The sequence below is a fragment of the Bradyrhizobium quebecense genome (assembly GCF_013373795.3).
Lineage (GTDB): Bacteria > Pseudomonadota > Alphaproteobacteria > Rhizobiales > Xanthobacteraceae > Bradyrhizobium > Bradyrhizobium quebecense.
Window position 1 is genome coordinate 6,625,269 of record NZ_CP088022.1, and the last position, 13,541, is coordinate 6,638,809.

General features: G+C 64.9%; 13 protein-coding genes. 6 read left to right on the top strand and 7 right to left on the bottom strand.

The window, feature by feature from the left end; all coding sequences use genetic code 11:
- Nucleotides 1-4: 4 nt before the first annotated feature.
- Nucleotides 5-1,000, bottom strand: coding sequence for a biotin synthase BioB (gene bioB, locus HU230_RS31865; RefSeq protein ID WP_176534752.1), 996 nt, complete (start codon nucleotides 998-1,000; stop codon nucleotides 5-7).
- 122 nt (nucleotides 1,001-1,122) lie between these two features.
- Between bioB and HU230_RS31870 the strand changes: the two genes are divergently transcribed.
- Nucleotides 1,123-1,761 carry a GntR family transcriptional regulator gene (locus tag HU230_RS31870; protein ID WP_176534751.1) on the top strand — a complete coding sequence of 213 codons (639 nt, stop codon included), beginning with the start codon at nucleotides 1,123-1,125 and terminating at the stop codon, nucleotides 1,759-1,761.
- A gap of 17 nt (nucleotides 1,762-1,778) precedes the next feature.
- On the opposite strand, the gene greA is transcribed toward HU230_RS31870, so the two are convergent.
- The 5 genes from greA to HU230_RS31895 all read right to left on the bottom strand — a co-directional run bounded on the left by greA (nucleotide 1,779) and on the right by HU230_RS31895 (nucleotide 8,791).
- On the bottom strand, nucleotides 1,779-2,261 hold the full coding sequence (greA, locus tag HU230_RS31875) for a transcription elongation factor GreA (RefSeq protein ID WP_176534750.1): 483 nt from the start codon (nucleotides 2,259-2,261) through the stop codon (nucleotides 1,779-1,781).
- A gap of 130 nt (nucleotides 2,262-2,391) precedes the next feature.
- Nucleotides 2,392-5,526: an efflux RND transporter permease subunit gene (locus HU230_RS31880; RefSeq protein ID WP_176534749.1), complete on the bottom strand. Its 3,135-nt coding sequence runs from the start codon at nucleotides 5,524-5,526 to the stop codon at nucleotides 2,392-2,394.
- Nucleotides 5,523-6,740, bottom strand: coding sequence for an efflux RND transporter periplasmic adaptor subunit (locus tag HU230_RS31885; protein ID WP_420840903.1), 1,218 nt, complete (start codon nucleotides 6,738-6,740; stop codon nucleotides 5,523-5,525). The genes HU230_RS31880 and HU230_RS31885 overlap by 4 nt, the downstream gene beginning before the upstream one ends.
- A gap of 269 nt (nucleotides 6,741-7,009) precedes the next feature.
- On the bottom strand, nucleotides 7,010-8,143 hold the full coding sequence (locus HU230_RS31890) for a hypothetical protein (RefSeq protein WP_176534748.1): 1,134 nt from the start codon (nucleotides 8,141-8,143) through the stop codon (nucleotides 7,010-7,012).
- Nucleotides 8,144-8,422: 279 nt separating this feature from the next.
- On the bottom strand, nucleotides 8,423-8,791 hold the full coding sequence (locus tag HU230_RS31895) for a hypothetical protein (protein ID WP_176534747.1): 369 nt from the start codon (nucleotides 8,789-8,791) through the stop codon (nucleotides 8,423-8,425).
- Here HU230_RS31895 and HU230_RS31900 point away from each other — a divergent pair.
- Complete coding sequence (locus tag HU230_RS31900) at nucleotides 8,768-9,880, top strand: helix-turn-helix transcriptional regulator (protein WP_176534746.1); 1,113 nt, start codon at nucleotides 8,768-8,770, stop codon at nucleotides 9,878-9,880. The genes HU230_RS31895 and HU230_RS31900 overlap by 24 nt on opposite strands.
- Nucleotides 9,881-9,883: 3 nt before the next feature.
- Here the strand turns inward: HU230_RS31900 and HU230_RS31905 are convergent, their stop codons facing one another.
- The gene (locus tag HU230_RS31905; protein WP_176534745.1) at nucleotides 9,884-10,648 is read right to left on the bottom strand and encodes a dienelactone hydrolase family protein; all 765 of its coding nucleotides are present in this window, start codon (nucleotides 10,646-10,648) and stop codon (nucleotides 9,884-9,886) included.
- A gap of 217 nt (nucleotides 10,649-10,865) precedes the next feature.
- Between HU230_RS31905 and HU230_RS31910 the strand changes: the two genes are divergently transcribed.
- The 4 genes from HU230_RS31910 to HU230_RS31925 all read left to right on the top strand — a co-directional run bounded on the left by HU230_RS31910 (nucleotide 10,866) and on the right by HU230_RS31925 (nucleotide 13,463).
- Nucleotides 10,866-11,171, top strand: coding sequence for a hypothetical protein (locus HU230_RS31910; RefSeq protein WP_176534744.1), 306 nt, complete (start codon nucleotides 10,866-10,868; stop codon nucleotides 11,169-11,171).
- Between the two features lie 13 nt (nucleotides 11,172-11,184).
- Entirely contained in the window at nucleotides 11,185-11,826 is a 642-nt protein-coding gene (locus HU230_RS31915; RefSeq protein WP_176534743.1) for a glutathione S-transferase family protein, read from the top strand.
- 7 nt (nucleotides 11,827-11,833) lie between these two features.
- Complete coding sequence (locus tag HU230_RS31920; protein WP_176534742.1) at nucleotides 11,834-12,358, top strand: DUF1697 domain-containing protein; 525 nt, start codon at nucleotides 11,834-11,836, stop codon at nucleotides 12,356-12,358.
- A 172-nt stretch (nucleotides 12,359-12,530) separates the two neighbouring features.
- Nucleotides 12,531-13,463 carry an IS110 family RNA-guided transposase gene (locus tag HU230_RS31925; RefSeq protein WP_176534813.1) on the top strand — a complete coding sequence of 311 codons (933 nt, stop codon included), beginning with the start codon at nucleotides 12,531-12,533 and terminating at the stop codon, nucleotides 13,461-13,463.
- Nucleotides 13,464-13,541: the final 78 nt, after the last annotated feature.

The following is a 13,541-nucleotide window of genomic DNA, read 5'->3' on the forward strand; positions in this document are numbered from 1 at the left end:
ACAGTCAGGCGAGACGGGATGTGATGCCGAGCCGGTCGAGCAGATCGGCGTCGCGATCGCGCTGCGGGTTCTTGGTGGTCAGCAGTACATCGCCGATGAAGATCGAGTTCGCGCCGGCGAGGAAGCACATCGCCTGCAGTTCATCGGTCATGTATTGCCGTCCGGCCGACAACCGCACCACGCTCTTCGGCATCATGATCCGCGCGGTCGCAACCAGCCGCACCAGCGCGATCGGATCGGGCCGCTCGGCGGTGTCGTTGACCGGCACGCCCTTGACCTCGTTCCACAGATTGATCGGCACGCTTTCGGGATGGCTGGGGAGATTGGCGAGCAGCATCAGCATGCCGAGCCGGTCCTCGACCTGCTCGCCCATGCCGATAATGCCGCCGCAGCAGACCTTGATGCCGGCGTCGCGCACATGCGCGAGCGTATCGATGCGATCCTGCAAGGTGCGGGTGGTGATGATCTTGTCGTAGAACTCGGGCGAGGTATCGACGTTGTGGTTGTAGAAATCGAGTCCGGCGTCGGAGAGGCGTTCGGCCTGGTCCGGCGTCAGCATGCCGAGCGTGACGCAGGTTTCCATGCCGAGCCCCTTCACCGCGCTGACCATGTCGCAGACCTGATCGAGATCGCGGTCCTTGGGACTGCGCCAGGCCGCGGCCATGCAGAAACGGGTTGCGCCGGCGTCCTTGGCGCGCTGCGCGACCGCGACCACCTCGTCCCGCGGCATCAGGCGGGTGGCCTTCAGGCCGGTGTCGTAATGCGCGCTTTGCGAGCAGTAGCCGCAGTCTTCCGGACAGCCGCCGGTCTTGATGCTGAGCAGGCTCGCGGTTTCGACGTGGTTCGGATTGAAATTGGCGCGGTGGATGCCCTGCGCCTGGAACATCAGGTCCGCGAACGGCAGGTTGTAGAGCGCCTCGGCTTCGGCACGCTCCCAGTGCTTGTGGAGCGGTGCGTTGCTGCTTCTGTCGGTCCGTTCGATCTCAACGACATCAACCATAGGCTTGCCTTCTCGATTGTTGCAGATCATAGATAATACGGTGTATTATCTATGATTATGGACTTGGAATGATGCTAACCGAGCCCGCGCGGAAGCGCACCCGTTTTTGTGATAGATAATCTATGACTGACGTTGGCGAGAACACGACGACGGCGGGACGCATCGCCGAGGCGATCGGCGAGCGCATCATCAGCGGCGCGTTGCCGCCGGACGCCCCGCTCCGCCAGGATCATGTCGCGCGGGAATTCCATTCCAGCCACGTCCCGGTGCGCGAGGCGTTCAGACAATTGGAGGCGCAGCATCTCGTCGTTGCTGTGCCACGGCGCGGGGTGCGGGTTGCGCCGCTCGACACCAAGTCGGTGAAGGAGATCGCCGAGATGCGCGCCGCGCTCGAGGTGGTCGCGCTGCGCAATGCGGCGCCGAAATTCACGCCGGCCCATCTGGCGCGGATCGAGGTCGCGTTGATCGAAGGCGACAATGCCGAGACGGTGCAGGATTTCGAGTTGGCCAATCGCGCCTTCCATCACGCGCTGGTGGCGCCCTGCGCGATGCCGCGTCTGCTCGCCAGCCTCGACGGCCTGCAACTTGCCAACTCACGACTGGTGTTCGCGATGGCGCGCAATGCCGGCTGGCGGCCGCGGCCCAGCCAGGATCATCGCGTGATCCTGCAGGCGCTGCGCGCCCGCAACGTCGAGCAAGCCTGCAGCCTGCTCGCGCGGCATATTCAGACGATCGAGCGGCTTGCCCTGCCGGCGGCGTGATCGGGATCTGCGATCCGCTAGGCGATCGCCACGATCTCCAGCTCCTGGGCGCCCGACCCAACGACGTCGCCCACGGCTTTGCCCATCAGCGACCTCGCCACCGGCGAGACGAAAGAGATCGAGCCGGCCTTTGGATCGGCTTCGTCCTCGCCGACAATGCGATAAGTCTGCACGCGGCCATCGGCGCGGCTGAAGGTCACGGTGCTGCCGAAGGCAACGGTTTCGGCCGAGGCAGGGTCGGGCACGACCTGCGCGGTGCGGAGCCGTTCCGTGAGATAGCGTGTGTCGCGCAACGGAACCGCCGACTGCCGTCGCCGTTCGTTGACGTCGTCCAGCTGCTGCGCCGCCTCATAGGCCTCGCGTGCCTCCTGGAGCTGGCGCTCCAGCGCTCTGCGTCCTGCTTCGGTCACCAGATTGGGATGCGGCGAAATGGGGCGGTCCGGCAACAGCGTTTCGGACGCGGTCTCGGCACTTTCTTCCTTGGTGAAGGCGACGCTCAATCCGGAACTCCATCGATGGGGCAGGTAGTATAGCCCCGCCGCACCCGCGCCGCTAATGCGCGATGGGATTAGGCTGGATCGTCATCGCAGATTAGCTCGTTGTTTACGCATGATCCTTCCGGATCATGCGCTAATGCGACGCCGGCTGTTCCGCCTTGCCCCGACGACCAAACCGGTTCTTTACACCCTCGCGCCACCCCTGGAATGTGACGAACAGCATCGGCACCAGGAAGATGCCGATCGAGCTCGCGGCCAGCATGCCGCCGAACACCGCGGTGCCGACCGCACGGCGGCTGATTTCCGCGGCGCCGGTCGCGACCACCAGCGGCACCAGGCCGAGGATGAAGGCGATCGATGTCATCATCACGGCGCGGAAGCGCATTTGCGCGCCCATCGTCGCGGCCTCCGCGATCGGCCGGCCGGCCTCGCGCTGCTCCTTGGCGAATTCGACGATCAGTATTCCGTTCTTGGCGGCGAGCGCGATCAACACCACGAGGCCGATCTGGCCGTAGAGATCGAGATTGAGGCCTGCGAGCTTGATGCCGAGATAGGAGCCCAGCACGCCGACCGTGACCGATAGCAGCACCGGAATCGGGATCGTCCAGCTCTCATACAGCGCCACCAGAAACAGATAGGCAAACAGCACCGCGAGCGCGAGGATAATACCGGTCTGGCCGGACGCCGCCTGCTCCTGATAGGCCGTGCCGGTCCATTCATAGGAATAGCCTGAAGGCAGAGTCGTCTTGGACAGGTCGGCCATCGTCGCAATCGCGGTGCCCGAGGACACGCCCGCCGCCGGGCTGCCGTTCACGGTGACCGAGCGATAATTGTTGTAGCGCGTGATCACCTGCGGGCCGGTGACGATCCGCAAGCTTGCGATCGAGCGGATCGGCACCATCTCGCCGCCGGTGTTGCGCACATAGATCTGCCAGATGTCGGGGATGTCACCGCGGTCGGCCGCGTCGCCCTGCACGTTGACCTGCCAGGTACGGCCAAACAGGTTGAAATTGTTGACATAGATGCCGCCGAGCGTGGCCTGCAGCGCAGTGAACACGTCGGCCATGTTGAGACCGAGCGCCTGCGCCTTGGCGCGGTCGATATCGAGATAGACCGATGGGTTGGTCGCGGTGAAGGTCGAGAACACGCGGGTCAGATTTGGATTGCGGTTTGCAGTACCGATCAACCCGCCCATCACGCTGCTGAGGGCAGCCGGATCCTGCCCTTCCAGCGCCTCGAGCTGATATTCGAAGCCACCGGAGGTCGAGAGCCCGATGATCGGCGGCAGGTTGAACGGCAGCACCGAGGCCGAACGGATCTGCGATCCCGCGATGAAGGTCTGCCGGATCGCGGCCTGCACCGAGTCGGTGACAGCCTTGCGATCGGCGAACGGCTTCATGCGTGCCACCATGAATGTCGAGTTGGGCTCGCTGGCGCCGTCGAGCAGCGAGAAGCCGATGATCGACAGCACGTGGTCGACCGCCGGGTTCTTCTTCAGGATCGCTTCGACCTGCTTGGTGACCTCGCTGGTGCGCGCCACCGACGCGCCGTCAGGCAGTTGCACCGCGATGAAGAAGGCGCCCTGGTCCTCCTCGGGCAGGAAGCCGGTCGGCGTGATCTTCGACACGCCGAACACCGCGCCGGCAAACACCAGCACTGCGACCAATGACAGCACCGCCACGCGGAGCAGCCGCTGCACGATGCCAGCATAGCGGTCGCGGATCCAGTCGATGCCGCCCAGCACCCGTCCCATGATGCCGCGGCGCGGCCCGCCGTGACGCAGGAACACGGCGCACAACGCCGGCGACAATGTCAGCGCGTTCAGCGCCGAGATCACCATCGCGGCGCTGATCGTCACCGCGAACTGGCGGAACAGCGTACCTGAGATGCCGGGAATGAACGCAATCGGCACGAACACCGAGAGCAGCACCAGCGAGATCGCGATGATCGGCGCCGTGATCTGCTCCATCGCCTTCTTGGTGGCATCGGCCGGTGACAGCTCCGGCTCCTCCTCCATGACGCGTTCGACGTTCTCGACCACGACGATGGCGTCGTCGACGACGATGCCGATCGCCAGCAGCGAGACCGTGTTGGCGGAATAGCCGAGCGCCAGCAGCACCGCGAAGGCGCCGATCAGGCTGACCGGAACCGCGACCGCGGGGATCACGGTGGCGCGCAGATTGCCGAGGAACAGGAACACCACGATCACGACGAGCACGAAGGCTTCGCCGAGCGTCTTCATGACTTCCTTGATCGTATCTGAGACGAAGGTCGTGGAGTCGTACTGCACGAGGTAGGTCAGCCCCGGCGGGAACCGCTCCGACAACTTCGCAAGCGTCGCCTGCACGGCCTTGGCCGTGGTCACGGCGTTGGCGCCGGGTGCGAGATAGATGCCCATCGGCACACCGGGATTGCCGTCGATCCGCGATTCCGAATCCATGTTCTGCGCGCCGATTTCGACGCGGGCGACATCCCTGATCCGCAGCACCGATCCGTCCGGATTGGCCCGTAGCACGATGTCGCCGAACTGCTTGGATGTCGTCAGGCGGCCCTGGGTCTGCACGTTGAACTGGAATTGCTGGTCGTTGCTGATCGGACGCGCGCCGATGCGGCCGACCGGCGCCTGCACGCTCTGGGCACGGATCGCGGCGATCACGTCCGACGGCGCCAGATTGAGGCTGGTCAGGCGCTGGGTATCGAACCAGATCCGCATCGAATAGTTCAGCTTGGCGAACAGCGAGGCCTGTCCGACGCCGGGCGTGCGCGAGATTGCGTCCAGCACGTTGATGATGGCGTAATTAGTGATGAACAGCGGGTCCTGCTCGCCGCTCTTGCTGTACAGCACGATGAACTGCAGCACCGCCGAGGATTTCTTCTGCACGGTCAGGCCCTGCGCCTGCACCTCGGTCGGCAATTGCGCGAGCGCGCTCTGCACCCGGTTATTGACGTTGACGGTGTTGATATCGGGGTTGGTGCCGAGCGCGAACGAGACCGTCAGCGTGTAGCTGCCGTCATTGCCGCTGGTCGACTTCATGTAGAGCATCTTGTCGACGCCGACGACCTGCGCTTCCAGCGGCTGGGCGACGCTCGATTCTACCACTTCGGCCGAAGCACCAGGGAATACGGCCGAGACCGTGACCTGCGGCGGCACGATGTCCGGGAACTGGGCGACCGGGATTTGCATCAGCGCCAGCGCGCCCGCGATCGTGATCACGAACGCGATGACGATCGCAAGCCGCGGACGATCGACGAAGACAGCGGAGATCATGGGTTATTGCCCGTCGATTTCGGCGTGCTGGTGGCGCCGCCGTCCGCAGAAACCTTCATGCTCGACTGGATCAGCGCGCTGGCGGGCCCCGGCGCGACCGCCTCGCCCGGCCTGACCTTCTGCAACCCCTCGACGATCACCTTGTCGCCGAGCGCGATGCCGTTCGTCACCGCGGCAATCGTCGATGTCGATTGCCCAAGCTGGATCCGCTTTTGCTCGGCCTTGTTGTCCGCGCCGACGACGTAGACATATTCACCCTGCTGGTCCGACAGCACCGCCGAGCGCGGGATCGCCAGCACCTCGACCGGCTGCACGCCTTCCAGCAGCACGGTCACGAACTCATTGTCGGTCAGCTCGCGGACCGCACCGCCGGCTGCGACGGATGTGTACGTCGACGGGTTAGGGATGGTGCCGCGCAAGGAGATAGTGTCGGTGTTCTGCGCGATGGTGTTGTTGACGAAGTTCAGCTCGCCGACCTTGTCGTAGAGCCGGCCGTCGGGCAGGCGCAGCCGGATGACCACGGCCTTGAAGCCGCCGCGCGTCGCATAGCGTTCGCGCAGATCGAGCGCCTCGCGCACCGGCACCGGGAACGTGACATACATCGGGTCCTGACTGACGATGGTCGTCAGGGTTCCCGAGCTCGGCGTCACGACGTTGCCCTCGGTGACTGCGGTGCGTCCGATCCTGCCGTCAATCGGTGAATGGATCTCGGTGTAGTCGAGATTGATCTGGGACAGGTCGACCTGCGCCTGCGCGGCCTGCACCTGTGCCTCGAGGCTCTGCTGGTTGGCGACTGCGGCGTCGACGCTCGATTGCTGGCCGGCCGGTCCGCCGAGCAGCGATTTGGCGCGGTCGGTGGTCAGCTTGGCGTTGACCAGCGTCGCCTGCAACTGCGCGACCTGGGCCTTCTTCGATGCCAGGTCGGCCTCGAACGGACCGCGCTCGAGTTGATACAGCAGGTCACCGGCCTTGACTTCGGAGCCCTCGACGAAGTTCCGCTTCTCAAGAAACGCCGTGACGCGCGCCACCACGTTGACGCGGTTGGGAGCCTCGATGCGTCCGAGGAATTCATTGGATTGGGTAATCGGCCGCTTCACCGCCTCGAACACGCCCACGGCAGGAGGCCCGGGCGGACCCGCCTGGGCATGGGCCGCCGAAATCCCGAGTGCCGCCAATCCCGCCGATACCAGAAGCCCTGCCAATCCACCGAGCATTCGTTCCGTACCACTCATGCTGTCCAACCCTTCGGCTACCAACAAGCTCTACGAGACGGATATGACGTCGAGTTCCCTCAGACCGAAGAAGGTCAGGATGGGCTAGGTGCATGACAGGAGATCATAACGCGGCCAATCCGACAATCCTGTAGCCCGATCGCCCTGTTTCGCTGATCCCGGCAACAGGCGCTTCGAGCTATGTATGGTCGAAGTCAGACGTGGCGCCTGTATGCCGGCGTCTTGAAAGCAGACACAACGGCGCGTGCCGCTCACAACGCGATGGCGTTCTTCAAGCGCGACGTCTCTTGGTAGGCGGGCGACGCCAGATGGCCGTATAGCCATGGCCTTGCGCGCCTGCCGTTGGCCTCGTGCGCGCCGTCGAAGACATCCATGTCGATCAAATGCGGATGGGTCGACGACGTATAGACGGATCGCATCTCCGCGAACTTCTCATCCCGCCCGAGATCGATCGCGTTTGCAGTATCGCGGCTGCCAATCTCGACGAACAGCGGACACGGACAGAGCAGATACGCGAGCTCCGCGCCGGTGTATTTGGCGCGGCTGTTGGCGAAATGAATGTAGGCCGCAAGTTCGATGCCGAGGTTCTTGCTGATGGCGGACGACGTCAGAAACTTCTTCTCGTCACGCATATAACCGGAGGCGACGGTCGGCCGCATCCGCCCGGTGGCGGCTTCCAGATGCAGCGCGAGAAAGGCGCCCGAGGACACCCCGTAGACGCCGACATTCAGACCGGACGCTCCGGTCAGCTTCCGGCAGACGGTTTCGCCGGCGTCGATCGATGCACACGACACGTTGTGCGCGGAGATGCCATGGGATGCCAGCATCGCGGCGATGTTGTTCTGGCTCTCCTGATTTCCGATCTGGACGATGTAGGGGCACCACACGACATAGCCGTCCTGGCAAAGCTGCTTGCCGAGCGCGTTCATGTAATCCTTGTCGGCATCATCGAAGCACCGCTCCGGCGTGCTCGCCATGCCATGGCCGAGCAGGATCAATCCCTTGAACGCGCCGTCGGGAATCCCGAGACATCCGCGCACCGGCACGCCGCATTCCAGATCGAACTCGACCCTCACGACCGAGAATCCATCCGCGGTGCCGCGCCAGAGAATCCGGATCTCGTCGCGCGACGGCCGATACAGCCGCCGCCCCCGAAACAGCGACCGCATCTCCCTTCGGATGTCGGGGCCGGTGGCGACTGCGCGCAGCTTTCCTCGCGTCGCGATATCGAAGAACGACCGGCAGAACGTATCGTAGCCCAGCGCCGGCAGATCGACATTCGCGCATGATCCCTGGCAATGACTCAGCGTCAGCGTGTTGCCGGTGACCGACGAGGGACCGACCAGTGTCATCAACAATCCGGAAAGCGCCCTGCGGCTGATCATCGGCCCTCCCCCGAGCCGGCGATGGCTCGACTGCATGTCGCCGCTTAGCAGGCGCGACAAGTCGTGCGGATACAAATTAAAGGATGTTCATGGTTGAAGGATCGCGCGCAGCGTTGCAAACGTGTGACGCTGACGGGCCTCGCGCCGCAGCGATTCATGCTGAATACGTTTCGAGACGCTTCGAAAGTATTTCTGACTGTCACGCGGGATCAATTTCGCCACACGCGGCGGCGATCGTCAGGTCCCGATCATCAGGCCTTGACCATCAACTCTTGATCTTCACGTCTTGGGCTTGACCTCGGTGACCTTTGCGTCGGCGGCCTTCGGCGCGTCGCCGAAATCGAGCTTCTTCTGGAAGCCGATCTGCACGTTCAGCGCCCAGGGCTGAACCTCGTCGGGCCGCCGGACCTGCCGGATGGAGGCGCCGGCCGTGCCGATATATCCGTCGCCGAAATCATACGCGAAAATCCCGAACGAGCCCCGGCGAACGCCGCAATTCCCCTTGATGCGCGCTGACGCGCACCGGGAAAGCCCGGACTCGTGGCTTGGGCTGAATTGCTCTACGCAATACTTACGCGGTCGAGGGGTTAATCTGTTGGGCAGCAATATTTCCTGGAATGACCGATGGCGAACGACCTGCACGAGCATCTGATTGACCTGGCCTACGAGGCCGCGGTCATCCCCGAGTTGTGGCCGAACCTGCTGCATCAGGTCGGCGCGATCGCGCGGGCGCGCGGTATCGTGCTGCTGACGGCAGCCCCGCACGATGTCCGCTGGGTCGCATCCCCCGACATGCACGACGACACGGTTGCCTATGTCGAAGGCTGCTGGCACGAGCGCAACGGGCGGTTGCCACGCCTGCTCGCGGCCAATCATGCCGGCTTCCTGCGCGACATCGACGTGTTCGATACGCCCGAGGAAGTGCAGCAGGATTTCCAGATCCGCGAGTTCTTCCGCCCACGCGGGCTCGGATGGGGCGCCGGTACCGCGATCCCGGTGCCGAGCGGCGACGTGCTGATCTATAGCGTCGAGCGCGAATACCAGCACGGACCGATCGAGCGGGAAGCGATCGAGCAGCTCGACGCGCTGCGCCCGCATCTGGCGCGGGCGGCGCTGCTGTCGGCCCGGCTTGGAATGGAGCGCGCCAGGGCGGCAACCGAGTCGCTGGCGATGCTTGGACTGCCCGCGGCGGTGCTGCGGCGCGGCGGCCGTCTGATGACGGCCAACACGCTGTTCGACCGCCTGGTGCCCGACGTGATGCAGGATCGCACCGATCGCCTGACGCTGGCGGCAGCTACCGCCGACGCGCTGTTCGCGCAGGCAGTGGCGGCGCTCGATCAGGGGCTCATCGGCGTCGAGGTCCGCTCGGTGCCGATCGCCGCACAGGACGATCGGCCGCCGCTGATCGTGCACCTGGTCCCGATCCAGGGCGCCGCGCGCGATCTGTTCGACCGCGCGCTGGCGATCGTGATCGTGACGCCGGTGGTGCCATCGGAGGTGCCGACCGCGGAAGTGCTGCAAGGCCTGTTCGACCTGACGCCGGCCGAGGCGCGCGTCGCGCGCGGCATCGGCGAAGGACGAACCGTCGAGGCCATCGCCGTCGCATTCGGGATCTCTCGCGAAACGGTGCGCAACCAGCTCAAGGCCGTGCTGGCGAAGACCGGGCTCGGCCGACAGGTGGAATTGGCCGGACTGCTCGCCGGCGCCAAGGTGCCGCCGGGTTCGTCTGCCGACTGAGACTCAAGCTGCGTTCAGACGGGCCTGGAAGAAATCGCCAACACGGTTAACTGCATCGGCAGTCATTGGATCATTGTCGGCGAAGTCGAAGCCGTGCGCCTTGCCCGGATATCGGACGATCTCCGCCGCGGCGCCGACCGACTCGCCCAGCCTGACCAGCGCCTCACCGCTGGCAAGCGGCACGTTGCGGTCGGCCTCGCCGTGCAACTCGGTCATCGGCGGTAGATGTTTCACCTGCGGCGCGATCTTGTCGGGCATGCCGCCGTACAGCACGGCGAGCGCAGACACCCGCTCGTCACGGGCCGCCGCGGCCGCAGCAACGTAGCCGCCAAGCGAAAACCCGAGCAGTCCGATCCGGCCGGAACTGTACGCGCCCGACAGCACCGCCGATAGTACCGCCGAGACCCGCGCGGCCCAGGCCTCGAAACGCCCGGTCTCGTAGGCCTCGCGGGTTTCGCGCGTGTTCAGCGTCCCGAATGCCTTCTCGTCGGCCGGGGTGTAGTAACGAACGAAATAAGCGTCGATGCCGTCTGCCGTCAGCGCTTTGACATAGCGCTGATAGGCCTGCGGCCTGAGATCGAAGCCGCGCGAGCCGTGCAGGACAAGCACGGCCGGCCGCTTGCCGCTGCGCTCCGAGGCAAACCGGCTGACCGTGACGCGGCCTTCGCCGGCATCGACGGTCAGCTGCTCGGCCGCCGCTGCAAGCGAAGACGCCGTCGCCAGCAGGGCAATGCCGCCAAGCAGGCTCCTTCGGCTGATCGCTTGCATCGAAACCTCGCCTGGACTGCGCGGCCGCCGGCCGGGCCGCGCCGCTATATCATGCCGAACCGCACGCCCGATAGAGCGTGCAACCATCCGCCGGGCCACGCCCCTCGGGGCATCGAAGGATCGCATGTTCAAACGGCGCGGGTTGCGCTAGTGATACCTCCCCCTCCTCCCACCGCGCGCCCACCCTGGCGCACGTCCAGTCAATGAGTGTATCTGAATGGCCGAAGCCGACCTCGACGCCGTCATCCGGCAAACCGCAAGAGCGCAGACCAAGGCCGTGATGGCGGCTGCCAAGAAGCGCCAGGCCGTCTGGGTCGCGCGCGCCGCCAAGGCCAAGGACAAGGAGACCAAGGCGCGCTTCCGCTTCCTGGCCAAGAGCACGATCCTGAACGCGACCGCGACCGCCAAGCGGTTGCAGAACTCGGCAGAGAACGCCGCCGACGCCTATGCCCGCGCCATGAAGAAGGCGATGGAAGAGCCGCCGCCGGCCAGCAAGCCTGCGAAGAAGAAAGCGGACGCCTAGTTAAGGAGCGCGCATGCTCATCGTTCACCATCTCGGCAAGTCGCAATCGGAACGGATCGTCTGGCTGTGCGAGGAGCTGGAAATCCCCTACGAGCTGAAGCACACCACGCGCGATCCGGTCACGATGCTGGCGCCGGCCGACTACAAGGCGCTGCACCCGATCGGCGCCGCGCCCGTCATCACCGACGGCGCCCTGGTGCTGGCCGAATCCGGTGCGGTCGTCGAGTATATCGTCGCAAGATACGGCAATGGACGGCTGACGCTGACATCAGACCATCCCGACTTCGCGCAGTTCCTGTACTGGTTTCACTTCGCCAACGGCACGCTGCAGGCGCAGATGGGCCGCAGCATGATCCTGAACCGGCTCAACCTCGCGGCCGACAATCCGATGCTGATAGCGACCAAAGCGCGGGTCGACCGCTCGTTCGATCTGATCGAGGCACGCGTCCGCGACGCCGAATATCTCGCGGGCGAGGCGTTCACGACGGCCGATATCATGATCGGCTTTTCGCTGACGACGATGCGCTATTTCCTGCCCTACGACCTCGGCCGCTGCCCCAACATCAGGAATTATCTCGGCCGCATCGCCGCACGCCCGGCCTATCAGCGCGCGATGCAGAAGGGCGATCCGGGCATGGCGCTGCTGCTGACGTGAGGCCGTGATGCCGCGTTCTGTCGCCTTGCTGCGCGCGGTCAATGTCGGCGGCACCGGCAAGCTGCCGATGACCGAGTTGATGGCGATGTGCGTCGACGAGGGATTTACCGACGTGCAGACTTACATCGCCAGCGGCAATGTCGTGTTCTCCTCGAAGCTCGGCGCGCCTAAGGTCAAGGCCGCGCTGGAGAAGCGACTGCACGCCTATGCCGGCAAGCCGGTTGGCGTCGCAGTGCGGAGCGCGGACGAGATCGCCGCGGTGCTGAAAGCCAATCCGTTTCCGAAAGCGCCGCCGAACACGACCGTCGCGATCTTCCTCGACGAGCCGCCACCCAAAGACGCCCTGAAGGACGTCAAGGGCCAACAGGACGAGCAAATGCGCCTCGGCAAGCGCGAGATCTATGTCGCCTATGGCAGCGGCATGGGCCGCTCGAAGCTGAAGATTCCCGCCGCCGCCAACGGCACCGCGCGCAACCTCAACACGATCGCGAAGCTCGCCGAGCTCGCGGCCCAGGACCCGTCATCCTTGTAAGTCTCGAATCGCCGGATCGGCTAGAATGTCCGGCGCGGTGACGGACGGGAGACCGCTTCATCCCAGGGCATCGAAGCCCGAACCTCAGCGCGGCGCCCCGTCCGTTGTTCCATTGAACCCGAACAGTCGCGAGGGCCGCCTGGCGAGCCCGATTGCGCAAGGAGGGGTGCAGATGGAAGCGATCTATGTTGGCATTGATGTGTCGAAGGACCGGTTGGACGTGCATGTCCGTCCGGGCGAGGAAGCCTTTGCCGTGGCGCGTGACGGCAAAGGCTTGGAAGAGCTCGTTGCGCGCTTGCAGGCGATCTCGCCGGTGCTGATTGCGGTAGAGGCAACTGGCGGCTTCGAGACGATCGTTGCTGCTGCGCTGGCCGGCGCCCAGCTGCCGCTGGTGGTGGTCAACCCGGCCCAAATCCGGCACTTCGCGCAGGCGGTTGGTCAGCGTGCCAAGACGGACCCGATCGATGCGGCGGTGATCGCGCGGTTTGTCGAGGCCGTGAAGCCGGAGCCACGTGCCATGCCGGATCAGGAAGCTCGGCTGCTGGCTGAGCTGGTCAGCCGCCGACGGCAGATCATCGAGATGATCGTTGCCGAGCGTCAGCGCGAGAAGCGCGCCGAGAACGTCCGCGTCCGCAAGAGCCTTGCCCGCCATATCAAGGTCCTCGAGAAGGAGCTGCCGGAGATCGACAACGACATCGACACGCTGGTGCGCGGCTCGCCAGTCTGGCGCGCCAAGGAGGAGCTGCTGGTCAGCTTTCCTGGTGTGAGCAACACCCTCGCGCGGACCTTCCTTGCCGAGGTGCCGGAGCTCGGCACGCTCAATCGGCGCCAGATTGCGAGCCTCGCCGGTCTTGCCCCGTTCACCCGCCAGTCGGGCCGCTGGAAGGGCAAGAGCATGATCGGCGGCGGAAGAGCCAAGCTGCGTGCCGGGCTCTACATGGCCGCTCTGTCGGCCAGCCGATACCATCCGCAGCTCAAGGTCTTCTACCGGCGCCTGGTGACCGCTGGAAAGCCCAAGATGGTCGCCCTCATCGCCGTTGCGCGCAAAGTCCTTACAACCCTCAACGCCATGCTCAGGGACCAAAAACCATGGCAACCCGCTTGACCAAGAACACAGTCGCTGAGGTGCGAGCGCAGCGAGCCTCGAAGGATGAATGGCCACCAGCCGGGCCGTGCATCCTTC